Consider the following 26046-nt stretch of genomic DNA (forward strand, 5'->3'; position numbering starts at 1 on the left):
AGTCTGTAAAAAACTATTCCATGTTTTAAAGGAAGACATGGGTCATTAACGTTTACAAATAAATTTATCAGGAAATAAAAATGAAATTTATGAAGCCTAAATATCTGGCGCTTTTCGTTGCAGCGGCGTCCAGCTCTGCCTTCGCGGCGGCGCCAGGTACGCCAACCCTCAGCAGTGGCAATGATAAGTTTGCGATTGTTGAAGTTGACCAGGCAGCGCAAGACTATAACAGCCTTGTGAAAGTCCATGATGGCGCGGATGTGAAAGTTGAGTGGAACGTCTGGAGCGGCGATGCGCCAACCTCGGCAAAAGTGCTTCTGGATGGTCAGGCCGTGTGGAGTGGCGCCGCAAGCGCCTCCGGGTCAGCCACCTTCAAAGTGAAAAAGGGCGGACGCTATCAGGAGCAGGTTGAACTCTGTAACGCCAGCGGGTGTTCTAAAAGTGCCAGCAAACTGATCATCGTGGCGGACACGGACGGGAGCCATCTGCTGCCGCTGAACACCACCCTGAAGGAAAATAACAAAACTTTCTCTCAACATACGGACAAAGTGGTGGGTGCCTATTTCCCTGAGTGGGGCGTCTATGGGCGTGAGTTCCCGGTGGATAAAATCCCTGCGGCGAACCTGAACCACATTTTGTACGGTTTCATTCCGATCTGTGGTGGTGATGGCATCAACAACGGGTTAAAAACGGTTGAGAACGGCAACAGCTTCGCCGCGCTGCAGCGCGCCTGTGCGGGCCGTCAGGATTACACCGTGGCCATTCACGATCCGTGGGCGGCATTGCAAAAACCGCAGGCCGGCGTGACCAACTGGGACGACCCCTACAAAGGTAACTTTGGTCAGTTGATGGCGCTGAAAAAAGCCCATCCGGATCTGAAAGTGCTGCCTTCCATTGGCGGCTGGACGATGTCCGATCCGTTCTTCCAGATGCATGATTCCGCGATCCGCGCGCGCTTCGTCTCTTCCGTGAAAGAGTTCCTGAAAACCTGGAAATTCTTCGACGGGGTCGATATTGACTGGGAATTCCCGGGGGGTGGTGGCGTGTCGGAAAATCTTGGCAACCCTGCTCAGGACAAAGCCACCTATACCGCGGTGATGCACGATCTGCGCGCGATGCTGAACGAGCTGTCAGCAGAAACGGGCCGTACGTACGAACTGACCACCGCCATTGGTTCCGGTAAAGACAAAATTGAAGACGTGGATTACACCACGGCGCAGCAGTACCTCGACCACATCTTCCTGATGAGCTACGACTTCTACGGCGGCTGGAGCAATACTGATCTCGGCCACCAGGCGGCGCTGCACGGCGCGGAGTGGAAACCGGACACCAACTACACCACTGAAAACGGCGTGAACGCGCTGCTGGAACAGGGCGTGCAGCCGGGCAAGATTGTTGTGGGGGCGGGCATGTACGGTCGCGGCTGGACCGGCGTTCATGGCTACACCGGCGACAATCCGTTCACCGGTACGGCAACGGGCGCGGTCAAAGGCACCTGGGAACCGGGCGTGGTTGACTACCGTCAGATTGCGAACGAGTACAAAGGCAAGCCAGGCTGGGAATACAAATACGATGCCGCGGCAGAAGCGCCGTATCTGTTCAATAAAGCCACCGGCGATCTGATTACCTATGAAGACGCGCGTTCTACCACGGCAAAAGGTAAGTATGTGCTGGCGAAAAACCTGGGCGGTCTGTTCTCCTGGTCCATCGACTCGGACAATGGCGACATCCTCAATGCGATGAACGAAAGCCTGTTGGGCGGCGGTTCAACGCCGGTTGATCCCGTTGTCACCAACCATGCGCCGATCGCTGCGGCTGCCGATCAGACCGTGACCGGGCCTGTTACCGTCACCCTCGATGGCTCTGCGTCTGGCGATCCGGACGGCGACGCCATTACCTATAAGTGGACCCAGATTTCCGGTCCAGCCGTGACCCTTACCAACAGCACGAAAGCCAAAGCCTCCTTCGGCGCGGCGGCAGTGACTCAGAACCAGACGCTCTCCTTCCGCCTGACGGTGAAAGATGCGAAAGGCCTGACGAACGCCATTGATGTTCAGGTCGTGAACAAAGCACCTAAAGCGAACCAGGCACCGGTGGTCAACCCGATGGAAAGCATCACGCTGCAGGCGGGTGAAACCTATGCCCTGCATGCGCAGGCAGCCGATCCGGATGGTGACGCGCTGACCTATGCCTGGAGCGTGCCGGCGGACATGAACGCAACCGGAACTGACACCGCGAACGTGAATATCACCGCACCGGCTGTCGCTTCCGATTCCACCTACACCCTGAGCGTGGTGGTCAGCGACGGTAAAACCAGCGTTCAATCGAACGTGCAGGTTATTGTCACGCCAAAAGCAGCCGATGAGGTCACGCCGCCATCTGACGAGGTGACACCACCTGCCGATGAGGTCACGCCACCTTCTGATGAAGGCTCTGCCACCGGCAGCTGTGATGCACCTGTTGATGCCAATGCCAGCCAGTACCCGGCCTGGAGTGCGAGCAAAATCTACAACAGTGGTGACACCGTGAGCGCCGACAACCTGGTGTGGAAAGCGAAGTACTGGACACAGGGCAATAAACCGGGCTTTGACGCGGATGCGTGGGAGCTGGTCAGCCAGGTGAAGATGAACTGGCGTTCCGATGTGGTTTACAACGGTGGCGATACGACCACCTACCAGGGGTATGTCTACCGTGCGAAATGGTGGACCCGTGGTGATAAACCAGGTAACAGCGATGTATGGGTGAAAGAAGGCGCGTCAGCAGACTGCAAATAACCATCTTAGCCTGAGGTTGCGGGTTTGATATCGCCTGCAATCGTTGACCACACCCCGTTTCGGGTGTGGTCAACCCCTTCCGGAATAAGACAGCGTGCGCAAGGAGAAGGATCGTCAGTAAATAAACAGGTAATGAGATGAAACGCTTTTTATTGTTATTGCTTATTTTAAGTCAGAGTGCGGCAGCAAATTGCTGGGATAAAGCGGCGCATTATTATTATGTCGATCCGTATTTATTATATGCCATTGCGCAGGTGGAATCCGGTATGAATCCGAATGCCGTGGGGTGGAATCAGGATGGCTCGCGGGATGTGGGATTAATGCAGATTAACAGCACGCATTTCAGCGAACTGCAGCGCCAGGGCATTGATGAGAACCGGCTTGTGACCGAGCCCTGCACCTCCATTATGGTGGGCGCGTCAATACTGTCGACGATGATCAACGTATATGGCTATAACTGGGAAGCCGTCGGGGCTTATAACGCGGGAGTGAAAAAAGAGAATTATTCAAAGCGTATGAATTATGCCCGCAAGGTCTGGGCGAAATATCAGGAGATAAAACCTCGTTCCTCTTATTAATTCTGCTTTTTGTTTTTTGAAGCGTACCCATAGGTGCGCTTCAAAAAATGAAAAATTACCGCACTCTTTGGTTTATTTATTAAGGGAATAATACATAAACCGTGATTGCATTAACCCTTGTTGCTATATATAGGATGAGTTGAAATGACCAAAAGGACCTTACTGAGCGTGCTCGTTGCGGGTGCATGCATTGCGCCTTTCATGGCACAGGCTGCGACGCTGCAGGCAACCACCAGCGAGCCGTTCACCCTGAAAGCCAGCGATCTGGCGAAGAAAGAACAGGAACTGACTAACTTTCCACTGATGGCGTCGGTTAAAGACACCATTCGTACGCTGGATAATGCCCAGGTTGAGCTGATTGAGCCAGGCCGTGCAGCGAACCCGGATAACGTCAAACGCGTTGAAGGCATTGTGAAGGCCAGCGACTGGGAATACCTTTTCCCGATGCGAGCACAGTCCTACACCTACAGTAACTTCCTCAAAGCGGTGGGCAAATTCCCGGCGCTGTGTAAGACCTACAACGACGGCCGTGACAGCGACGCCATCTGCCGTAAAGAGCTGGCCACTATGTTTGCCCACTTCGCACAGGAAACCGGCGGCCACGAAAGCTGGCGTCCGGAAGCCGAATGGCGTCAGGCGCTGGTTCACGTTCGCGAAATGGGCTGGACCGAAGGGCAGAAAGGCGGTTACAACGGCGAATGTAATCCTGATATCTGGCAGGGACAAACCTGGCCGTGCGGCAAAGACAAAGACGGCGATTTCGTGAGTTACTTTGGCCGTGGGGCAAAACAGCTGTCTTATAACTACAACTACGGTCCGTTCTCTGAAGCGATGTTCGGCACTGTCCGCACGCTGCTCGACAAGCCGGAGCTGGTGGCTGACACCTGGCTGAACCTGGCAAGCGCCATCTTCTTCTTCGCCTACCCGCAGCCGCCGAAACCGAGCATGCTGCAGGTTATCGACGGCACCTGGCAGCCAAACGATCATGACAAAGCCAACGGCCTGGTTCCGGGCTTCGGCGTGACCACCCAGATCATTAACGGTGGCGTAGAGTGTGGTGGCCCGACTGAGATTGCCCAGTCTGAAAACCGTATCAAGTACTACAAAGAGTTTGCGAAGTACCTGAAAGTGCCTGTTCCGGCAAATGAAGTGCTCGGCTGTGCCAACATGAAGCAGTTCGATGAAGGCGGCTCCGGTGCGCTGAAGATTTACTGGGAGCAGGACTGGGGATGGAGTGCCGATACGCCAGACGGTAAAACGTATTCCTGCCAGCTGGTCGGTTATCAGACGCCGTTCAGCGCCTTTAAAGAAGGTGACTACACGAACTGCGTGAAGAAATTCTATAACGTCAACATTATCAACGATGACGGTTCCGCCGTGACGCCGGACGAGCATCCGGTCACTCCGGCACCGACGCCATCGGAAGATGAAACCCCGGCACCGGCACCGGTTCCGGACGAAACGCCGGCAGAACCGACCGTGGTGAACCACGCCCCGGTCGCGCAGATTGCGGGCCCAATCGGTGCGGTGGAAGCGGGCGCGCAGGTATCCCTGAGCGCAGAAGGATCCACTGACCAGGACGGCAACACGCTGACCTACACCTGGCGTTCACAGGATGGCCAGACGGTCACCGGTGAAGACAAGGCGGTGGTGACCTTTACCGCGCCCGAGTCTGCGACGGCTCAACAGTACGAAGTCAGCCTGACCGTGAGCGATGGTGAGCTGAGCAGCACCACCTCCTATCTGCTGAACGTTAAAGCGAAAGCCACGACGCCGTCTGAAAACGACGGTACCTCAGGTGCTTACGCCGCGTGGAGCGCGAACAGCAAGTACAAGGCAGGCGATATCGTGAATAACCACGGTAAACTGTTCCAGTGCAAACCGTTCCCGTACAGCGGCTGGTGTAACAATGCCCCGGCGTACTACGAGCCAGGCGCGGGTCTGGCGTGGTCAGACGCCTGGACGGCGCTGTAAAACAAAACGGCAACCTTCGGGTTGCCGTTTTCGTCTCTGTTCTCTGAGATGTGCGTGCTTAACTAGCGATGCAATTTACCGTGGTCACGCAGCCAGGCGGCAGTACGCACAATCCCTTCATCCAGGGTGACAATCGGCTTATACCCCAGTTCGTTCTCTGCGCGGGTGATATCCAGCGTAAAATCGAAGTTGAGCTTTGAGACACCGTAGTGCGTCAACGCAGGCTCTTTCGCCGATTTACTCCCAAGACGCTCCATACTGCGGGCAATCATATCCAGCATCGGGTAGGGCACGGAACGAATACGGCAGTCGATTTGCAACTCGTCAATCAACCTTTGCACGATGCTGCGCAGCGTGCAGGGCTCACCGTTGGTGATATTGTACGCGCGACCGGAAATCAGGGTATCGCAGTCAGGCTGGCTTGCCAGCCACATGGCGTGGACCGCATTTTCGTAGTACGTCATATCCACCATCGCATCGCCACCGCGGGGCAGCAGCACGCTGCCGTAGTGGTGCATCATCTGCGCCAGACGCGGGATAAACACTTTGTCATGCGGGCCGAACAGGCTCTGAGGACGCAATACGGTAAAACGGGTGTGCGGGTTCGACTGTGCCAGCAGATCGATCACCTCTTCGCTGGCCGCTTTACTGCGGGCAAACTCACAGGCAAAGCGCGCCGGGCGAAAATCTTCCTGCACGTCGCGGTGATGGTGATAGTCGAAATAGAGAGACGGGGAGGAGATATGAATAAAGTTACGCACGCCCCAGGCCACGGCCCATTCACCCAGACGACGGGTGGCACGCACGTTGGCGAGGTCAAAAGCTTCCTGGGTGCCCCACGGGGAGGTAAAACTGGAGCAGTGCCACAGCGTATCGATACCGGCCAGCATCACCTTGGCCTGAGAGGAGACCAGCTCCGTCAGGTCGGCATGGACAAACTCTGCGCCCATTTTTTGCAGCAGTTTACCCATCGCTTCGTTGCGACCGGTGGCCCTGACGCTGATGCCTTTGTTGCGCAGAAACTCGACCGCATTTCGGCCTAAGCCGCTGGTCGCCCCGGTAACCAGTACCTTCATATCAATCCACTGTGTTGAAAAAGAATTTCGTGCGCATTCTTTCGTGAATTACGGCGGGTTGCAATGGGAAAGGTGAAAGAATAAGAGTTTTATTGAGTTATTTTCGTCTTTTGTTCTGCCAGCTGCGCGATACGTTTCGCCATTCCGCGAAAGATAAACAGGTGAGCGGGGATCATTAACAACCAGTAGAAAAGCCCCGGCATACCGTGCGGGTGCCACCAGGCACGAACGTCCAGTTCTCGATGGTCGCCTTTGTCTTTTAGCGTAAAGCACAACCGTCCCAGACCGGGCGCTTTCATGCCAAACAGCAGCGCCAGCTGTTTTTCGGGCTCGACGATGATCACCTTCCAGCTGTCAACCGTATCGCCTACCGCAAGATACGGGTGCGCAGGACGGCCTTTCGCCAGCCTGTGTCCTACCAGCAGATCCAGTGCGCCACGGGTTTGCCAGAGGATATTGCCGAAGAAATAGCGTTCTTTGCCGCCAATCTGATTCACCACCTCCCACAGGTCCGCCAGACTGGCCGGGGTGTTCACCGTGCAGCCAGCCTGTTTAGGAAAGTAACCGTACTCAGGCCGCCAGCGGGCAAACGCCTGGGCGTCGTAGCCCCAGTCGCTGGAGTTCATCAGCTGTTCCTCTTCCTTGAGCGTATTGCGTACCGCGTCATCGAAACGGATCAGCGTCTGGGGGATCAGCGCACGCAACGCGCGATCGTCGGCCAGCAGATCGTGTTTGAGCCCCTGGATCAGCGCTTTTGCGGTCGTTGGTGGCACGGACGTAATGACGTTTAAAAACCACACCGAGATCCATCGGGTAGGGAAGGGAATGGGGATCAGCCAGCGTCGGCGGCCGCTGACACGCATAAAATGTTCGAACTGTTGCTGGTAGCTCAGCACTTCCGGGCCGGCAGCCTCAAGCACGCGGTGTTGCTCAGCCGGATGGTCCAGCAGGGCCACCAGATAATGGCGTAAATTTTCCAGCGCAATCGGCGTGGTGCGCGATCGCACCCAGCGCGGCGGGGTAAGCACCGGCAGGTTGTACACCATGTCGCGCATCACTTCGAACGCGGCGGAGCCAGCTCCGACGATGATCCCCGCCCGCAGTTCGGTGACGGGAATATTGGCGCCGCGCAGGGTTTCAGCCGTGAGCTGACGGGCGCGAAGATGATCGGACTGCTCGTTAGCAGGCGCCTGCAGCGAGCTTAAAAAAATCACCTGCTTCACCGGTGTGCGCAACAGCGCGTCGCGGACGTTCATCGCCACCTGACGCTCGTGGGCGATAAAATCGCCCCCTTCGCCCATGCTGTGAACAAGGTAGTAAAGCGTGTCGACCCCTTCCAGTAACGCCGGCAGCGTCGTGGGCCAGTTGAGATCGACGTTGTGACAGGTCACCCCGGGCAGGTGCAGTTTTTGCAGACGCTCCGTGTTGCGTGCCACGGCCAGCACCTGGTGCCCCTGCTGACTTAACGCAGTGGTGAGATGCTGACCGATATACCCACTGGCACCGAGTACCAGAATACGTTGCGGCACGCTCTGCTCCTTAGCGCTGTAAAAACGCCTGCCAGTGTTTCACCACGTCTGCCAGCTGCTGACGATTAACGTCCAGGTGCATAACCAGGCGTACCACCGGCGAGGCGTTGATCAACACGCCACGGGCTTTCATAAACTCACCCAGCGCAGCAGCGTGCTCTTCGCCCACGCGAATGAACAGCATGTTGGTATCGTGGCGCATAACGTCTGCACCAATCTCGCGTAGCTGTGCGGCCATCCACGCGGCGTTTTCATGATCGTCTTTCAGGCGGGCCACGTTGTTTTTCAGGGCGTACAGTCCGGCTGCTGCCAGAATACCGGCCTGGCGCATCCCGCCGCCGGTCATCTTACGCCAGCGGACCGCGCGTTTGATGTAGTCCGCATTGCCCACCAGCAGCGAGCCAACGGGCGTCCCCAGCCCTTTAGACAGGCAAATAGTGAACGAATCGCAATACTGCGCGATGTCTTTCAGCTCGCAGCCATACTCCACCACGGCGTTAAAGATGCGCGCGCCGTCCACGTGCAGCCCGAGTTTGCGCTCGCGGGTGAATTCCCACGCTGCTTTCAGGTACTCGCGCGGCAGCACTTTGCCGTTGTGGGTGTTTTCCAGACTGAGCAGCCTGGTGCGGGCGAAATGCACATCATCGACTTTGATTTTCGCCGCGACCTTGTCGAGCGGCAGGGTGCCGTCCGGGGCGGCATCAATCGGCTGAGGCTGAATGCTGCCCAGTACCGCCGCACCGCCTGCTTCGTACAGGTAATTGTGCGCGCCCTGACCGGCAATATACTCTTCACCGCGTTCGCAGTGGCTGAGCAACGCCACCAGGTTGGCCTGGGTGCCGGATGGCAGAAACAGGGCGGCCTCTTTACCGCTTAGCTCGGCGGCATAACGCTGCAGCGCATTCACCGTTGGATCGTCACCGTAGACGTCGTCCCCGACCGGGGCGGCCATCATCTCTTCGAGCATGGCGCGACCCGGACGGGTAACGGTATCACTGCGTAAATCAATCATTTCACATCCCTTTAATTTAAGAGGTTATGTGAAATGTTTTACCTGAGCCAGTTGGTTTTTGCCAGTTCGATTACCTCATCACCGCGTCCACTGATGATGGCGCGCAGCATATAGAGGCTGAATCCTTTGGCCTGCTCGAGTTTAATCTGCGGTGGGATCGCCAGCTCTTCTTTCGCCACCACCACGTCCACCAGTACCGGACCGTCGATGGAGAAGGCACGCTGCAGGGCTTCATCGACTTCTGAGGCTTTCTCTACGCGAATACCCGTGATGCCGCAGGCTTCAGCGATGCGCGCGAAGTTGGTGTCGTGCAGCTCGGTGCCGTCCGTCAGATAGCCACCTGCCTTCATCTCCATCGCCACAAAGCCCAGCACGCTGTTGTTAAAGACCACGATTTTCAGCGGGAGCTTCATCTGCACAACCGACAGGAAATCGCCCATCAGCATGCTGAACCCGCCGTCACCGCACATCGCCACCACCTGACGCTCTGGTGCGGTGGCCTTGGCCCCCAGCGCCTGCGGCATGGCGTTGGCCATCGAACCGTGGTTGAACGACCCCAGCAGACGGCGTTTGCCGTTCATCTTCAGATAGCGTGCCGCCCAGACGGTCGGGGTGCCCACGTCGCAGGTAAAAATGGCGTCGTCGTCCGCGAAATGGCTAATTTGCTGCGCCAGATACTGGGGATGAATGGCTTTGTCGCTCGGTTTGGCAAGATCGTCCAGTCCTTTGCGTGCATCGCGGTAATCACTGAGGGCTTTGTCGAGGAACTTCCGGTCGGTTTTTTCTTCCACCAGCGGCAGCAGGGCGGCGAGGGTGGATTTGATGTCCCCTACCAGCGCCATATCGACTTTGCTGTGGGCACCAATACTGCCCGGGTTAATATCAATCTGAATGATTTTGGCATCCGTCGGGTAAAACGCGCGGTACGGGAACTGGGTGCCGAGCAGGATCAGCGTGTCGGCATTCATCATGGTGTGGAAACCGCTGGAAAAACCGATCAGTCCGGTCATGCCCACGTCATACGGGTTGTCATATTCGACGTGCTCTTTGCCGCGCAGGGCGTGAACAATCGGGGATTTTAACTTGCCGGCAAATTCCACCAGCTCTTTGTGCGCGCCCGCACAGCCACTGCCGCACATCAGGGCGATATTGCTGGAGTAACGCAGCAGCTGCGCGAGCTTTTTGAGCTCTTCTTCAGCCGGCGTGATGACAGGCTGTGGGGCGTGATACCAGTGCGAACTGGCACCTTCAGGCGCGGCCTTCAGCGCCACGTCGCCGGGAATAACGACCACCGAAACACCGCGGTTAAGCACGGCTTTGCGCATTGCAATGGCCAGAACCTGAGGGATTTGTTCTGGTGAGGAAACTAATTCGCAATAGTGGCTGCATTCACGGAACAGCTCCTGAGGATGCGTCTCCTGAAAATAGCCGCTACCGATTTCGGAAGAAGGGATGTGGGCGGCAATCGCCAGGACCGGTACGTGATTGCGGTGGCAGTCAAACAGGCCGTTGATCAAGTGAAGGTTGCCCGGTCCGCACGATCCGGCGCAGACGGCCAGTTCACCCGTCACCTGCGCTTCCGCCCCAGCCGCGAAGGCGGCAACCTCTTCATGACGGGTTGGCATCCATTCAATGGTCTTCATCTTATTCAGGCTATCGCTCAGCCCGTTCAGGGAGTCGCCGGTTACGCCCCAGATGCGCTTTACGCCTGCCTGCTCGAGGGTTTTTGCTATGTATGCAGCCACGGTTTGTTTCATGGGTGTCCATCTCCTTTAAGTGATATCGCTTACAAGCTTAGAAGAAAGTCACTGTATTGCCGCGCTTTACCCCTTATTAAAAGGTGCTTTTCACCCGCAATGATTCGGCATAATCTGGTCATCACACAGATGAAAACAGGAATCATTTCAAATGGTTAAATCATTGTTAATTGCTGTTAATGAAAAGCTATCGTGCGACGATGCCGGCAAACTCTTGTTACGACTTGCCGTCGGTGGGTTGATGCTTTTTCACGGTTTACACAAGTTATTGGGTGGCGTGGGGTTCATCAGCGGCATGCTGGTGGAAAAAGGATTACCGGGGTTTATCGCCTACGGCGTGCTCATTGGCGAAGTGGTGGCACCTGTCCTGATTATCGTTGGGCTTTTTACGCGCCCGGCGGCACTGGTGCTGGCGTTTACCATGATTGTGGCGTGGCTGATGGTCGGGACGGGGGAAACCTTTGCGCTGGACGCGGTAGGTGCCTGGGCGATTGAGAGCCTGGTGTACTTCTTTATCGGTGCGTTGGCGGTAGCATGTTTAGGCGCTGGGCGTTTTGCGTTGGGGAAAGCGCCGGTCTGGCGGTAGGCGTACTAACCGGGGGTAAACGCGAGCGCTTACCCCCGTCATTCGCGCGTTGGCTGATTACGCCAGCACAAGATCGCCCTGTGGATGACACGAGCACGCCAGCACGTATCCGTCGGCGATTTCTGCCTCGGTCAGCGTCATGGTGCTCGTCACGGTGTACTCACCGGAGACCACTTTGGTCTTGCAGCAGCCACACACGCCAGCACGGCATGCTGCCACCACCGGCACGTTGTTGCTTTCCAGCGCGTCCAGTAGCGTGGTGCCGACCCGGCCAAAGAAAGTCTGAGCAGGCTGCAGTCTGGTGAACGTAATTCCGCTGGTTGCCGCTTCCGCGACCGGGGTGAAGAACTGCTCTTTGAAGAAGCGGGTCACGCCCAGCGCTTTCACGTCCTGCTCAACGATATCCATATACGGCGCCGGCCCACAGGTCATCACGGTACGATCCGCGAGATCCGGGACGCTTTGCAGCAGTTCACGGCTCAGACGTCCGGCGACAAAACCGTGGGTTGCGTTATGTTCCGCCACCAGCGTCACCGGATAGTTACGCCACTCTTCGGCAAAGATCACATCTTCCGGCGAGCGCACGCTGAAGATCACCTGAACATCAGCCTGCGGACGGTTTTTCGCCAGCCAGCGACGCATTGACATGATCGGCGTGACGCCGCACCCGGCGGCCAGCAGCAGGAATTTATCTTCCGCTTTATCGTCACAGGTGAAATCCCCGTGTGCGCCCGACAGCCAGAGGTAATCCCCGCGCTTCACGTCCCGGGTCAGCCACTGCGAGCCTGCGCCATCATCGATACGGCGGATAGTGAGCGTGATGTACTCGCTCACGCCCGGCGTTGAGGAGATCGTGTAGGCGCGCAGCGTGTCCGCTGAGTTGCGGACACTGACCAGCGCATACTGACCTGCACGGTACGGATAGTAGTCATGGCACAGCAGGGACAGCGTCCACACATCCGGCGTCTCCTGATGGATGTGATGAACCTGCATCCGCCACGGACATTGTGAGGTTGGCATGGTCATGAATAACTCCTTACGCGCTCAGCAGCTGCTGCATATCTTCTTCTACGGTGGTCACGGAACGCAGACCAAACTTCTCGTTCAGCACGGCCAGCAGATCCGGTGTCAGGAAGCCGGGTGCGGTTGGGCCGGTCACAATGTTGGTCACGCCGAGAGAGAGCAGGGTCAGCAGGATGACAATCGCTTTCTGTTCAAACCAGGAGAGCACCAGCGACAGCGGCAGATCGTTGACGCCGCAGCCCAGTTTTTCCGCCAGCGTGACGGCCAGAATGATGGCAGAGTAGGCATCGTTACACTGACCCGCATCGACCAGACGTGGCAAACCTTCAATGTTGCCGAAGTCCAGCTTGTTGAAACGGTATTTACCGCACGCCAGCGTCAGGATCAGGCAATCTTCCGGTACGCTGGTGGCGAAATCGGTGAAGTAGTTACGCTCACCGCGCGCGCCGTCACAGCCGCCAATCAGGAAGATATGGCGCAGTTTTTCACGGCTCACGAGGTCAATCAGTGAATCCGCGGCACCGAGCAGGGTTTCGCGACCAAAGCCGACGGTGATCAGATGTTCGATTTCGCTGTACGGGAAGCCACCCATCTGCTGCGCCTGGGCGATGACCGGGCCGAAATCATCCCCTTCCAGGTGGCTCACACCCGGCCAGCCAACGATGCTGCGGGTCCAGATGCGGTCGTCATACGCGCCAACGGTGGGGTCGATGATGCAGTTAGAGGTCATCACGATGGGGCCCGGGAAACGGGCGAACTCAACCTGCTGGTTCTGCCAGCCGCTACCGTAGTTCCCGACCAGGTGTTTAAATTTACGCAGTTCCGGGTAGCCGTGTGCGGGCAGCATTTCGCCGTGGGTATAGACGTTAACGCCCGTGCCTTCGGTCTGCTTCAGCAGGTTATAGAGGTCTTTCAGGTCATGGCCGGAGATCAGGATGCACTTGCCTTCGGTCGCTTTAACGTTAACCTGCGTCGGCGTCGGGTGGCCGTAGGTGCGGGTTTCACCGGCATCCAGAATACGCATCACGTTGAAGTTCATCTGGCCGATTTCCATTGAACATTCGAGCAGCGGATTCATCTCGGCAGGCCAGGTACCCAGCCACGCCATGATTTTGTGGTACTGGGCATAGATAGCGTTATCGTACTGGCCCAGAACGTGCGCGTGTTCCATATAGGCCGCGGCCCCTTTCAGGCCGTACAGGCAAAGCAGACGCAGGCCGAGTATGTTCTCGCCAATCGCCGCTTTGTCTTTGTTGGGGGTGAATTCTGCTGCCTGACGCTGCAGCTCGCCCAGGTCGTCGCTCACCAGCTTCAGGTCTGCCATTGGGTTTTCTACCCGTGCGTTGGCATCGGCGCTCAGGCACTGCGCTTTCAGCGCTTCACGCAGCGCAATTGCTTCGCGGGCATAGCCGACGATGCGCGGGGAATCAAAGTTAACGTTAGTCAGCGTGGAGAAAAAGGCGCGGGGGGCGAAACTGTCTACATAGTGGTCAATAATGCCATATTCGCGGGCCTTGAATGCCCATGCGGAAAGGCCTTGCAGGGCGGCAATCAGCAGATCCTGCAGGTCTGATGTTTCTGCGGTTTTGCCGCACATACCTTGCGCATAAGAGCAGCCATTGCCTGCTGGGGTACGGATGGTTTGTTCACATTGCACACAAAACATAATCACACCTGTTAAAGTTATATTTGATATACATGTTTGAGATTATGCCTGTGACTGAACGGTGAAAAGGGCTTTCTTCTACAAAATAGAGGGAGATTGATTTAGCGCAATTTTGGCGGCAGAAAGCCTACCGCCAGAGGAGTATCAGGCGGAGAAAAAGGCCATCAGAACGGGAACCAGCAGGCTCAAAATAAAGCCATGCACGATGGCGGCAGGCACCATCTCCAGCCCACCTGAACGCTGCAGAACCGGCAGGGTAAAGTCCATCGACGTGGCGCCACACAGCCCCAGTGCGGTCGAGCGACTGCGGCGTACCAGGCCCGGGATAAGCATAATGGCAATTAATTCTCGCGCCAGGTCGTTAAAGAAGGCGGCGCTCCCGATGACCGGACCGAACGATTCGGTCAGCAGAATACCGGAAAGGGAATACCAGCCAAATCCGGAGGCCATTGCCAGACCGGTTTTTAACGGCAGGCCAAGAATAAAAGCGTTAATCACGCCCGCCGCCAGTGAGCTTATGACGACGATAACCGCGACGATCATTCCACGGCGATTAAGGACAATCTGTTTCAACGTCATGCCATTATTTCGCAGCTGAATACCGATAAGGAACAGCAGGAAAATGAGGGTATATTCACTGGCTTCCGTCGCGTGCTGTAAAAAATTCCATCCGCTCAGCCCAAGAACAAAACCCAGCACCACGACGCCGCATAATTTTAAAGATTCCAGCGCCATTGCAATTCGTGACGGCAGTTTTTCCTGATGGTGGTGATTTTTCCACGGAATAGTGCGCTCAAGCCAGAAAAGTGCGGCAATATTGCACAGCAAAATAACGGCGCAGGTGACGACAGAATAATGCAGGATCGCCAGCAGATTGGTGGCCAGATTATCCAGAAACGCCAGGCTTATCCCCATAAAGAAAAGAATGACGTAGACAATCCAGCTCAGAAAACGGTTGATAAGCCGTAACGCGGATTCGCGATGCAGCGGGATAAGGTAGCCCACAATCAGAGGCAGCAGAATGATGAGGAGTCCTGAAAACATGAACAACGGGTCCTTGTGAATATCTGTTAAGCGCCAGAGACACTACCCAATAAACGTTGTCAGGTAAAGGAGCAACAAAAAAGCCGGGTGGCAGCAACGCCTGACCCGGCCTGAGTGTTGTCATGCAGGTCGGGTAAGCGTAAGTGCTACCCGACAGCACACGCAATTAATCGCGTTTTTCCAGCAGGGTGCGATACAGCACGCCGCCCAGAATACCGCCGATGATTGGCATTACCCAGAACAGCCACAGCTGCTCAAGCGCCCAGCCGCCCTGGAAAATTGCGACGGCAGTACTGCGCGCCGGGTTTACGGAGGTGTTGGTGACCGGAATAGAGATCAGGTGGATAAGCGTCAGCGCCAGACCAATGGCAATAGGTGCAAAGCCCGCCGGGGCGTGTTTGTCGGTTGCGCCGTGGATCACCAGCAGGAAGCCTGCGGTCAGCACAATTTCAATCACGATGGCAGAGAGCATGGAGTAACCGCCAGGGGAGTGTTCGCCGAAACCGTTTGAGGCGAAGCCGCTTGCGGCGGCGTCAAAGCCGGCTTTACCGCTGGCAATAACGTACAGAACCGCTGCAGCAATAATCCCGCCAACAACCTGGGCCACAATATAACCAATGACTTCTTTAGCAGGGAAACGACCGCCCGCCCATAAACCTAATGTCACCGCCGGGTTAAAATGCCCGCCGGAAATATGACCCACGGCAAACGCCATGGTTAATACGGTTAAACCGAATGCCAGTGCAACGCCGACAAAACCAATACCTAATTCCGGAAATGCTGCTGCCAGAACGGCGCTACCGCAGCCACCAAACACCAGCCAGAATGTACCAAAGCATTCTGCTGCTAATTTTCTAAACATAACCACCTCAATAATAAACTTCACACGCGTTCCTGCGTGCGGGATATCGTCAAAAAAGGGATGACGACTCAAAGAGTCATTATTTTAAAAACAAAAACATCCCTTCGCCACTAAAATTAATTCGGTTAATTTGATTTATGGCAACGTGATGTCATTCCTTGTTCAAATCGACGGTAAATAGAGCATAGACCAATTCTCTACAGCACGAAGGTTGTGCTGTCGTGACAAAGTTCCTGCCGCTATACTGCTGATAACTTAAAGGAAAAAGTGATCATCTCGCGGGGGATTTATGCTTCTCGAACGTGTGGAAATTGTTGGGTTCCGCGGTATTAACCGCCTGTCGCTGCAGCTTGAGCAGAACAACGTCCTGATCGGTGAGAACGCGTGGGGTAAGTCCAGCCTGCTGGATGCGCTGACGCTGCTGCTTTCGCCCGAAGACGATCTGTATCACTTTGCCCATGATGATTTCTGGTTTCCTCCCGGCGATGTGAACGGCCGCGAAAAACACCTGCACATTATTCTGACGTTCCGCGAATCCGAGCCGGGGCGTCATCGTGTGCGTCGCTTCCGGCCGTTATCACCCTGCTGGGTCCCGTGCGACGACGGTTTCCACCGGATTTTCTACCGGCTGGAAGGTGAGATGGCAGAAAACGAGGGCGTATTAACCCTGCGTGATTTCCTCGATGAGAAAGCCAACCCTATTCCGCTGGATGACATCGACGACCTGGCTCGCCACCTGATTCGCCTGATGCCGGTGTTGCGCCTGCGTGATGCGCGTTTTATGCGGCGGATCCGCAACGGTACTGTACCGAATATGCCGGAAGTGGAAGTGACCGCCCGCGAGCTGGATTTCCTGGCGCGAGAGCTGGTGGCGCGTCCGCAAAATCTGACCGATGGTCAAATCCGCCAGGGGTTGTCGGCAATGGTACAACTGCTGGAACACTATTTTTCCGAGCAGGGGACGTCGGAGTCGCGCCATCGTCTGATGCGCCGCCGCTCTCACGATGAACAACGCAGCTGGCGTTACCTCGATATCATTAACCGGATGATCGACAGGCCCGGTGGCCGTACCCATCGGGTGATTTTGCTGGGGCTGTTTTCGACGCTCTTGCAGGCCAAGGGCACCGTTCGTCTCGACCGTGACGCCCGCCCGCTGCTGCTGGTGGAAGACCCGGAAACGCGCCTGCACCCGATCATGCTCTCGGTGGCGTGGCACCTGTTGAATCTGCTGCCGCTGCAGCGCGTGACCACCACCAATTCCGGCGAGTTATTGTCGCTGACCCCGGTCGAGCACGTCTGCCGTCTGGTACGTGAGTCTTCCCGCGTCACCGCCTATCGCCTCGGGCCGGGCGGGATGAACGCGGAAGAGGGACGTCGTATCTCGTTCCACATCCGCTTTAATCGTGCGTCGTCGCTGTTCGCCCGCTGCTGGCTGCTGGTTGAGGGAGAAACGGAAACCTGGGTTATCAACGAACTGGCGCGTCAGTGCGGCCACCATTTTGATGCCGAAGGTATCAAGGTCATCGAATTTGCCCAGTCGGGGATCAAGCCGCTGATCAAATTCGCCCGGCGGATGGGCATTGAATGGCATGTGCTGGTGGATGGTGACGAGGCGGGAAAAAAATATGCCGCGACCGTGCGTGGCCTGCTGAATAATGAGCGCGAAGAAGAGCGCGACCACTTAACCATGCTGCCGGCCATGGACATGGAGCACTTTATGTACCGTCAGGGGTTCGACGACGTGTTCCACCGGATTGCGATGGTGCCGGTGGATGTGCCAATGAACATGCGGCGCGTGATTGCCAAAGCCATCCACCGCTCTTCAAAACCTGATTTAGCGATTGAGGTGGCGACGGAAGCGGGGAGACGTGGCGTGGAGTCCGTGCCGACGCTGCTGCGCAAGATGTTCTCCCGCGTGCTGTGGCTGGCACGCGGGAAAGCGGATTAAGTGCGGGTCGCCTGCGTGACGTGTTGCGTCAGGCTGTCCAGTAGCGCATAGCGGCGGCGGTACTCAGCGCGCTTTTTGCTCGCAATCTCTTCCATCGGCTTACGGGGCATGGCGAGCGGCAGCATGAAGTGGCCGTTATCCTGTTTTTGCCCGCCGAGGGAGAGCCAGAAGCTGTCATAATCGGCCAGCAATTTTCCCTCTTTTTTCTTGCGGTAACGCCAGCTGCGGTAGATATGCGTGGCGTTACTCACCGCGACAATATGCTCAACCGGGAAAGCTGCGCCAAGCGTCATTGCCGTTTCAACCAGCAGGCGTTTCGGGAACAGGCCGTGACACGCTTTGGTCGCCCCCTGGATCAGTTCATGTGGAACATGTGCTTTTGCCCCCTGCAGGCCGCCAATGAACAGCGTTGTTTTTCCTTCAAACGGGCACAGCGTGAAGGTCATTTCCGCCAGCACGGTATTCTGATGGTTACAAAAGACGAGGGTGGCTTCACCCTCTTTATCCATGAAGGCGTCGGCGCACAGGCGCACAGTAAACTGCTGTTCGTCTTTTCCGGTCAGGGTCAGCAGGGTTGCCCCCTGCGGCGAAAGGTAACCCTTGACCAGCGTTGCCGGAAGCTGGCGCGTCATGGTCTGGTAGTGCCAGGTCAGCGATTCCAGCGCCTGTCGGCGATCCATGTCCACCGTTAACCACGGGCGGTGCAGGCGGCACGGCAGCCCCGGTTGCACCTGCAACATTTGCATCAGGCGCGGCTGCTTTGCCAGCTCTGACAGCAGACGCGTGGTGCTGAACGGTGTCATCAGCGAACGGAGCATGAATTTACGTCGATAAGCGGGGTTTTGCCATGCCAGCCCCGGAGTGATCTTCCCGAAGGCCAGATTATTGAAGAGCTGCCAGCCGGATTTAGGCTGGTGCTGATGAGAAATAAGTGTATCGACGATGGAAGACATGTTAGATCCTGCTTCTGAAGGAAGGGTACTATTTCAGCAGGCGAAATTTCAATAACTCATCAACAAATTGAGGCAATTTCGGTGCGCGGGGGTTTCGTTGAGGAGTCGTTTAGATAAAATCAACGTTTATAATTGCCAGAACATTTATTTGGAATATTTATGAACCTCAAGGGAAAACGCAGAACGTGGTTTCTGCTGCTGGCGGTAATTGTTATCGGGGGAGGGTTCTGGCTATGGCAGATCCTGAATGCCCCTGTACCACAGTATCAAACACTGATTGTCCGTCCGGGCGAGCTGCAGCAAAACGTGCTGGCGACGGGAAAACTGGATGCCCTGCGCAAGGTTGACGTGGGTGCACAGGTAAGCGGTCAGTTGAAAACGCTGTCGGTTGAGATTGGCGACAAGGTGAAAAAAGGCCAGCTGCTGGGCGTTATCGATCCTGAGCAGGCGCAAAACCAGATCCGTGAGGTGGAAGCCACGCTCATGGAACTGCGTGCCCAGCGTGCACAGGCGCAGGCTGAGCGTAACCTGGCCCAGGTGACGTTAACGCGTCAGCAGGCGCTGGCCAAAACGCAGGCCATCTCGAAACAAGATTTAGACACGGCTGCCACCGAGCTGGCGGTTAAGCAGGCGCAGATCGGGACTATCGATGCGCAGATCAAGCGCAACCAGGCCTCGCTGGATACGGCCAAAACCAACCTCGACTATACGCAGATTGTGGCGCCCATGGCCGGGGAAGTGACTCAAATTACCACGCTGCAGGGGCAAACGGTGATTGCGGCGCAGCAGGCGCCCAACATTCTGACCCTGGCGGACATGAGCACCATGCTGGTGAAAGCCCAGGTCTCAGAGGCGGATGTTATTCATCTGAAACCGGGGCAGAAAGCCTGGTTTACCGTCCTCGGCGATCCTCAGACGCGCTATGAAGGCGCGCTAAAAGACATTCTGCCGACGCCGGAAAAAGTGAACGATGCCATCTTCTACTATGCGCGCTTCGAGGTACCTAACCCGCAGGGCGTGTTGCGTCTGGACATGACCGCACAGGTGCACATTCAGCTTACCGGCGTGAAAAATGTGCTCACCATTCCTCTCTCTGCGCTGGGTGAATCCACCGGCGAGAGCCGCTATAAAGTGAAAGTGCTGCGCAACGGCGAAACGCGTGAGCGAGAAGTGGTCATTGGTGCGCGTAATGACACCGACGTGGTGGTGGTCAAAGGGCTGGAAGAGGGTGAGGAGGTTGTCACTAGCGAAAGCCTGCCCGGAGCCGCTAAATGACGGCGTTGCTTGAGCTGAATGACATTCGTCGCAGCTATCCGTCGGGTGATGGCCCGGTTGAGGTGCTGAAGGGGATCACCCTGCGCGTCGAAGCGGGCGAGATGGTGGCGATTGTCGGTGCGTCCGGCTCCGGTAAATCGACGCTGATGAATATTCTCGGCTGTCTGGACAGACCCACCAGCGGCACCTATCGGGTGGCCGGAATGGATGTTTCCACGCTGGACGGTGACGCGCTGGCAAAACTGCGGCGGGAACATTTCGGTTTTATCTTCCAGCGTTACCATCTGCTCTCTCACCTGACGGCGGCGCAGAACGTCGAAGTGCCGGCGGTCTATGCCGGCGTCGAGCGGAAAAAACGCCTTGAGCGCGCCCAGATGCTGCTGACGCGTCTGGGGCTGGCGGAGCGGGTGGAGTACCAGCCTTCGCAGCTCTCCGGCGGCCAGCAGCAGCGTGTCAGTATCGCACGCGCGCTGATGAACGGCGGTCAGGTGATCCTCGCAGATGAACCGACCGGGGCGCTCGACAGCCATTCGGGTGAAGAGGTGATGGCGATCCTTCACCAGCTTCGCGATCAGGGGCATACGGTCATCATCGTTACCCACGATCCGCAGGTGGCTGCACAGGCCGAGCGCATCATTGAGATCCGCGACGGAGAGCTGGTCAGCAACCCGCCGGCGCGACACGCCCGGGCGGCGGCGCCGAAAGAAGTCCTGCCGGCGTCAACCGGCTGGGGACAATTTTCCAGCGGGTTTCGTGAGGCGCTGACCATGGCCTGGCTGGCGATGGCTGCCAATAAAATGCGCACCCTGTTGACCATGCTGGGTATCATCATTGGTATCGCCTCGGTGGTGTCGATTGTGGTCGTGGGCGACGCGGCCAAACAGCTGGTGCTGGCGGATATTCGGGCCATCGGGACCAATACCATTGATGTCTATCCCGGCAAAGATTTTGGCGATGACGAGCCGCAGTATCAGCAGGCGCTGAAGTACGACGATCTGGCGGCTATCCAGAAGCAGCCGTGGGTGAATTCGGCCACGCCGGCGGTCTCACAAAACCTCCGTCTGCGGGTAGGCAATGTTGACGTTGCTGCCAGCGCCAACGGCGTCAGCGGCGATTACTTTAACGTCTATGGCATGACCTTCAGCGAAGGTGCCACCTTCAATGCCGAGCAGCTAGCGGGCCGGGCGCAGGTGGTGGTGCTTGACGCCAACTCGCGCCGGCAGCTCTTCCCCAATAAAACCAACGTGGTGGGCGAGGTTATCCTGGTCGGAAACATGCCTGCGACGGTGATTGGCGTGGCGGAAGAGAAACAGTCGATGTTTGGCAGCAGCAAGATCCTGCGCGTCTGGCTGCCCTATACCACCATCTCCGGGCGGATTATGGGGCAGTCCTGGCTGAACTCCATCACCGTTCGCGTGAAGGAGGGCTACGACAGCGCGCAGGCCGAGCAACAGCTGGAACGGCTGCTGACGTTGCGTCACGGGAAGAAAGATTTCTTCACCTGGAACATGGACGGTCTCTTGAAAACGGCGGAAAAGACCACACGTACTCTTCAGCTGTTCCTGACGCTGGTGGCGGTGATCTCGCTGGTGGTTGGCGGTATCGGGGTGATGAATATCATGCTGGTATCGGTCACGGAACGTACCCGGGAGATTGGCATCCGCATGGCCGTCGGTGCCAGAGCCAGCGATGTGCTGCAGCAATTTTTGATTGAAGCGGTGCTGGTGTGTCTGGTGGGCGGCGCGATGGGCATTGCGCTGTCGATGATGATCGCGTTTGCTCTGCAGCTTTTTTTACCCGGCTGGGAGATTGGTTTCTCGCCGGTGGCCATTCTTACCGCATTTTTGTGTTCGACTTTTACCGGCATTTTGTTTGGCTGGCTGCCTGCCCGCAATGCGGCGCGTCTGGATCCTGTGGATGCGTTGGCTCGCGAATAGGCTGAAAATAAAAATGCCAGCCGATCGGGCTGGCATTTTGACGGCGGGATGTACACAATAAAACAGAGAGCTATGCGACCGTTTCTGCTTCAATGGGTACGATCAGGCTTGCATGATTGCCTTTTGGTCCCTGGTGTACATCGAACCGGACGGACTGCCCGGCTTTGAGCGTTCTGTAACCATCCATCTGAATGGTGGAATAGTGAGCGAAGATATCCTCGCCGCCGCCTTCGGGGCAGATGAAGCCAAACCCTTTGGCGTTGTTGAACCACTTAACAGTACCCATTTCCATGCTTCGACATCCTTCGTAAATCTTATAAGTTAAGATGGAATGAACCGGTGGTGGAGTGGGGGCTGTTCAAAACCTCGCCATCTCACGCTTGTACAATTTAGAGAAACGAAAGAAGTCGTCAAGCGTTTGGCGCTTGAGATGGGACAATAATCAACCAAAGTTTGAAGCAGTTAACGCTATTGCAACAGTTTGTGACAGACATCGCGGATGACAGTAATAGATGATTGTTATCTAACATCTGAGGTAGATTCAAAGTGGTTATGCAAAATGGGTAAGACCAACGACTGGCTGGATTTTGACCAGCTGGCGGAAGATAAAGTGCGTGACGCGCTAAAACCGCCATCTATGTATAAAGTTATGTTAATGAACGATGATTACACGCCGATGGAATTTGTTATTGACGTGCTACAAAAGTTCTTTTCTTATGATGTAGAACGTGCAACGCAACTGATGCTTACCGTTCATTATCGTGGCAAAGCTATCTGCGGCATCTTTACCGCCGAAGTGGCGGAGACCAAAGTCGCGATGGTGAACGATTATGCGAGGGAGAACGAGCATCCGTTGCTGTGTACGCTGGAAAAGGCCTGATAAGGCATAAAATTTGGGGGAGGTGCCTATGCTCAATCAAGAACTGGAACTCAGTTTAAATATGGCTTTCGCCAGAGCGCGTGAGCACCGACATGAGTTTATGACCGTCGAGCATTTACTGCTCGCACTGCTTAGCAACCCATCTGCCCGCGAAGCGCTGGAAGCCTGCTCCGTGGATCTGGTGGCGCTACGTCAGGAACTCGAAGCCTTCATCGAACAAACCACACCGGTGCTGCCAGCCAGTGAAGAAGAGCGCGACACGCAGCCGACGCTCAGCTTCCAGCGCGTGTTGCAGCGTGCGGTCTTCCACGTCCAGTCTTCCGGACGTAGCGAAGTGACGGGCGCAAATGTGCTGGTCGCCATCTTCAGCGAGCAGGAGTCACAGGCTGCCTACCTGCTGCGCAAACACGAAGTCAGCCGACTCGACGTGGTTAACTTTATCTCTCACGGAACGCGTAAAGACGAGCCGAACCAGGCATCGGATTCCAGCAATCAGGTCAATAACAATGAAGAGCAAGCAGGCGGGGAGGATCGTATGGAAAACTTCACCACCAATCTCAACCAGCTTGCTCGCGTTGGCGGTATCGACCCGCTGATTGGTCGCGATAAAGAGCTGGAGCGCGCGATCCAGGTATTGTGCCGTCGCCGTAAGAACAACCCGCTGCTGGTGGGTGAATCCGGCGTCGGTAAAACCGCGATTGCCGAGGGTCTCGCCTGGCGTATTGTGCAGGGCGACGTACCGGAAGTGATTGCCGATTGCACCATCTACTCGCTGGATATTGGCTCGCTGCTGGCGGGCACTAAATACCGCGGCGATTTTGAAAAACGCTTTAAGGCGCTTTTGAAACAGCTTGAGCAGGACACCAACAGCATTCTGTTTATCGATGAGATCCACACCATCATCGGTGCCGGTGCGGCCTCGGGTGGCCAGGTAGATGCCGCTAACCTGATCAAACCGCTGCTCTCCAGCGGTAAGATCCGCGTGATTGGTTCCACAACGTATCAGGAGTTCAGCAACATCTTTGAGAAAGATCGTGCCCTGGCGCGTCGCTTCCAGAAAATCGATGTGACTGAACCCTCTGTTGAAGAAACCGTGCAGATCATCAACGGTCTGAAACCGAAGTACGAAGCGCACCACGATGTGCGTTATACCGCCAAAGCGGTGCGTGCGGCGGTGGAGCTGGCGGTGAAATACATCAACGATCGTCATCTGCCGGATAAGGCCATTGACGTGATTGATGAGGCAGGGGCGCGTGCGCGTCTGATGCCAGCCAGCAAGCGTAAGAAAACCGTTAACGTGGCGGATATCGAGACCGTGGTGGCCCGTATCGCGCGTATCCCTGAGAAGAGCGTTTCTCAGAGCGACCGTGACACGCTGCGCACCCTTGGCAATCGCCTGAAAATGCTGGTCTTTGGGCAGGATAAAGCCATTGAGGCGTTAACCGAAGCCATCAAGATGGCCCGTGCCGGACTGGGGCATGAACATAAGCCTGTCGGTTCCTTCCTGTTCGCCGGTCCGACCGGTGTGGGGAAAACCGAGGTCACGGTTCAACTCTCCAAAGCGCTGGGCATTGAGCTGCTGCGTTTTGATATGTCCGAGTACATGGAGCGTCACACCGTCAGCCGTTTGATTGGTGCGCCTCCGGGCTATGTGGGCTTTGACCAGGGCGGTCTGTTAACCGACGCGGTGATCAAGCATCCGCACGCGGTACTGCTGCTCGATGAAATTGAGAAAGCGCACCCGGACGTGTTCAACATCCTGCTGCAGGTGATGGACAACGGGACGCTGACCGATAACAACGGGCGCAAGGCGGACTTCCGCAACGTAGTGCTGGTAATGACCACCAACGCCGGTGTACGTGAAACGGAGCGCAAATCTATCGGCCTTATCCATCAGGATAACAGCACCGATGCGATGGAAGAGATCAAGAAGATCTTTACGCCGGAGTTCCGTAACCGTCTGGACAACATTATCTGGTTCGATCACCTCTCTACCGAGGTTATCCATCAGGTAGTGGATAAGTTCATCGTCGAACTGCAGGTTCAGCTGGATCAGAAAGGCGTGTCGCTGGAAGTGAGCCAGGAGGCCCGCAACTGGCTGGCTGAGAAAGGCTACGACCGTGCGATGGGGGCCCGTCCAATGGCGCGTGTGATTCAGGACAACCTGAAGAAACCGCTGGCGAACGAGCTGCTGTTTGGCTTGCTGGTAGATGGCGGTCAGGTGACGGTCGCGCTGGACCAGGAGAAGAATGAGCTGACGTACGATTTCCAGAGTGCGCAGAAGCACAAGCCGGAAGCGGCTCACTGATTTCCTGCATTAGTCTTAAAAACCGGGCAACTCACTGCCCGGTTTTTTTATGCCTGCTCGCACCGAAACTTTGCGAGGCGCTTTCCATATTTTCATCTCACTCATTGCTGTATAAATTCACAGTCCTAGAATGGCGGCGCACCTGCAAAATCAGGTGTCAGGATTGGCGTCCTGAAAGTGTGTGAGCAGCACCATTGCTGCAGGCTTCGTTCGCCCTAAGGAAAAGGGTATAATTCTGCATCTGGCGGGCGAATCGGAAGCTTCTTTTGAAGCGCCAGTAGCACACACACTGGTACGCCAATTCCTTTTCGTCCGCCGCCAGCGAATCTGGCGTTTCCTGCGGTGGTAACTCAACGTGTGTGAAGGTATTACCCAATGAATACAGAAATCTCTTTCTCCCAGCTCTACAGCGAACTCTCCCTGAACCCCGATCTCCCGACCCTGGCCGGGCGCTGCATGCTGCTCACCGAAATTCTGCTGGACTGCAACGCCCACCCGCAAACGCAGCCCGTGTGCCGCTGTTTAGGCGCGTATCTGGAAGAAGTCAAAAGCGGACTCACAGAATCAATGCGTGATTTTCAGATAGTGGAATTTGAGGAGGACGCTGAACCACCGCGACAAAAAGCGTGGCTTCTGGAAGATACCGAAACAAAGTGCGACTACTGCCGGGCAGTAAACCACGTGCTGCTGGTGTCCCATTTTGATCGGGATATGCTGCCGCACCTGACGGGATTGCTGCATGAGATGGCGCATTCCATGGCCGGGGATTTAATCACGCCGGCGCAGCCCCGCATGACAATACATCTTCCTGCCCGGCATTAAGCCGTTAAATAAAAAAGGCCGGGGTTAGCCCGACCTTTATAT

The 26046-nt window shown here is 56.2% G+C and carries 20 protein-coding genes; 10 read left to right on the forward strand and 10 right to left on the reverse strand.

What is annotated here, in order from left to right; translation table 11 throughout:
• The first annotated feature begins 80 nt into the window (after nt 1-80).
• From QMG44_RS03555 to QMG44_RS03565, 3 genes are all read left to right on the forward strand, one after another.
• On the forward strand, nt 81-2774 hold the full coding sequence (locus QMG44_RS03555) for a glycosyl hydrolase family 18 protein (RefSeq protein WP_086532734.1): 2694 nt from the start codon (nt 81-83) through the stop codon (nt 2772-2774).
• 137 nt (nt 2775-2911) lie between these two features.
• Entirely contained in the window at nt 2912-3352 is a 441-nt protein-coding gene (iagB, locus tag QMG44_RS03560; RefSeq protein WP_086532733.1) for a type III secretion system invasion protein IagB, read from the forward strand.
• Between the two features lie 144 nt (nt 3353-3496).
• The gene (locus QMG44_RS03565; RefSeq protein WP_014169344.1) at nt 3497-5326 is read left to right on the forward strand and encodes a chitinase; all 1830 of its coding nucleotides are present in this window, start codon (nt 3497-3499) and stop codon (nt 5324-5326) included.
• A 62-nt stretch (nt 5327-5388) separates the two neighbouring features.
• Here the strand turns inward: QMG44_RS03565 and QMG44_RS03570 are convergent, their stop codons facing one another.
• The 4 genes from QMG44_RS03570 to poxB form a co-directional block, all read right to left on the reverse strand.
• Complete coding sequence (locus tag QMG44_RS03570; protein WP_068794453.1) at nt 5389-6402, reverse strand: NAD(P)-dependent oxidoreductase; 1014 nt, start codon at nt 6400-6402, stop codon at nt 5389-5391.
• A gap of 89 nt (nt 6403-6491) precedes the next feature.
• The gene (locus tag QMG44_RS03575; RefSeq protein ID WP_025204577.1) at nt 6492-7931 is read right to left on the reverse strand and encodes an SDR family oxidoreductase; all 1440 of its coding nucleotides are present in this window, start codon (nt 7929-7931) and stop codon (nt 6492-6494) included.
• Nucleotides 7932-7941: 10 nt separating this feature from the next.
• Nucleotides 7942-8943, reverse strand: a complete 1002-nt coding sequence (ltaE, locus tag QMG44_RS03580; RefSeq protein WP_020884843.1) for a low-specificity L-threonine aldolase — start codon at nt 8941-8943, stop codon at nt 7942-7944.
• A gap of 38 nt (nt 8944-8981) precedes the next feature.
• Nucleotides 8982-10700: a ubiquinone-dependent pyruvate dehydrogenase gene (poxB, locus tag QMG44_RS03585; protein WP_014169348.1), complete on the reverse strand. Its 1719-nt coding sequence runs from the start codon at nt 10698-10700 to the stop codon at nt 8982-8984.
• A 151-nt stretch (nt 10701-10851) separates the two neighbouring features.
• Between poxB and QMG44_RS03590 the strand changes: the two genes are divergently transcribed.
• A complete protein-coding gene (locus QMG44_RS03590; RefSeq protein ID WP_032677784.1) occupies nt 10852-11286 on the forward strand; it encodes a DoxX family protein in 435 nt (144 codons plus the stop codon).
• Nucleotides 11287-11343: 57 nt separating this feature from the next.
• Here the strand turns inward: QMG44_RS03590 and hcr are convergent, their stop codons facing one another.
• The 4 genes from hcr to aqpZ form a co-directional block, all read right to left on the reverse strand.
• The gene (hcr, locus tag QMG44_RS03595) at nt 11344-12312 is read right to left on the reverse strand and encodes an NADH oxidoreductase (RefSeq protein WP_086532732.1); all 969 of its coding nucleotides are present in this window, start codon (nt 12310-12312) and stop codon (nt 11344-11346) included.
• A gap of 10 nt (nt 12313-12322) precedes the next feature.
• A complete protein-coding gene (gene hcp, locus QMG44_RS03600; protein ID WP_086532731.1) occupies nt 12323-13975 on the reverse strand; it encodes a hydroxylamine reductase in 1653 nt (550 codons plus the stop codon).
• A gap of 144 nt (nt 13976-14119) precedes the next feature.
• Nucleotides 14120-15019: a lysine exporter LysO family protein gene (locus QMG44_RS03605; protein ID WP_086532730.1), complete on the reverse strand. Its 900-nt coding sequence runs from the start codon at nt 15017-15019 to the stop codon at nt 14120-14122.
• Nucleotides 15020-15185: 166 nt separating this feature from the next.
• Nucleotides 15186-15881 carry an aquaporin Z gene (aqpZ, locus tag QMG44_RS03610; protein WP_025204573.1) on the reverse strand — a complete coding sequence of 232 codons (696 nt, stop codon included), beginning with the start codon at nt 15879-15881 and terminating at the stop codon, nt 15186-15188.
• A gap of 289 nt (nt 15882-16170) precedes the next feature.
• On the opposite strand from aqpZ, the gene QMG44_RS03615 reads away from it, so the two are divergent.
• Complete coding sequence (locus tag QMG44_RS03615; protein WP_014169354.1) at nt 16171-17829, forward strand: ATP-dependent endonuclease; 1659 nt, start codon at nt 16171-16173, stop codon at nt 17827-17829.
• Here QMG44_RS03615 and QMG44_RS03620 read toward each other — a convergent pair.
• Nucleotides 17826-18782: a VirK/YbjX family protein gene (locus QMG44_RS03620; RefSeq protein ID WP_025204572.1), complete on the reverse strand. Its 957-nt coding sequence runs from the start codon at nt 18780-18782 to the stop codon at nt 17826-17828. The genes QMG44_RS03615 and QMG44_RS03620 overlap by 4 nt on opposite strands.
• Before the next feature lie 159 nt (nt 18783-18941).
• Between QMG44_RS03620 and macA the strand changes: the two genes are divergently transcribed.
• Together macA and macB are read left to right on the forward strand one after the other, a co-directional pair.
• Nucleotides 18942-20057: a macrolide transporter subunit MacA gene (gene macA, locus QMG44_RS03625; protein ID WP_020884838.1), complete on the forward strand. Its 1116-nt coding sequence runs from the start codon at nt 18942-18944 to the stop codon at nt 20055-20057.
• Nucleotides 20054-21994: a macrolide ABC transporter ATP-binding protein/permease MacB gene (gene macB, locus QMG44_RS03630; protein ID WP_020884837.1), complete on the forward strand. Its 1941-nt coding sequence runs from the start codon at nt 20054-20056 to the stop codon at nt 21992-21994. The genes macA and macB overlap by 4 nt, the downstream gene beginning before the upstream one ends.
• Before the next feature lie 70 nt (nt 21995-22064).
• On the opposite strand, the gene cspD is transcribed toward macB, so the two are convergent.
• Nucleotides 22065-22286: a cold shock-like protein CspD gene (cspD, locus tag QMG44_RS03635; RefSeq protein WP_008499993.1), complete on the reverse strand. Its 222-nt coding sequence runs from the start codon at nt 22284-22286 to the stop codon at nt 22065-22067.
• Between the two features lie 267 nt (nt 22287-22553).
• Here cspD and clpS point away from each other — a divergent pair, with 267 nt between their 5' ends.
• The 3 genes from clpS (at nt 22554) to QMG44_RS03650 (ending at nt 26004) form a co-directional block, all read left to right on the forward strand.
• A complete protein-coding gene (gene clpS, locus QMG44_RS03640; protein ID WP_006174393.1) occupies nt 22554-22874 on the forward strand; it encodes an ATP-dependent Clp protease adapter ClpS in 321 nt (106 codons plus the stop codon).
• Between the two features lie 28 nt (nt 22875-22902).
• On the forward strand, nt 22903-25182 hold the full coding sequence (gene clpA, locus QMG44_RS03645) for an ATP-dependent Clp protease ATP-binding subunit ClpA (RefSeq protein ID WP_020884836.1): 2280 nt from the start codon (nt 22903-22905) through the stop codon (nt 25180-25182).
• 375 nt (nt 25183-25557) lie between these two features.
• The gene (locus QMG44_RS03650) at nt 25558-26004 is read left to right on the forward strand and encodes a hypothetical protein (protein WP_086532729.1); all 447 of its coding nucleotides are present in this window, start codon (nt 25558-25560) and stop codon (nt 26002-26004) included.
• Nucleotides 26005-26046: the final 42 nt, after the last annotated feature.

This window comes from Enterobacter sp. 200527-13 (assembly GCF_027924865.1).
Classification (GTDB): Bacteria; Pseudomonadota; Gammaproteobacteria; order Enterobacterales; family Enterobacteriaceae; genus Enterobacter; species Enterobacter ludwigii.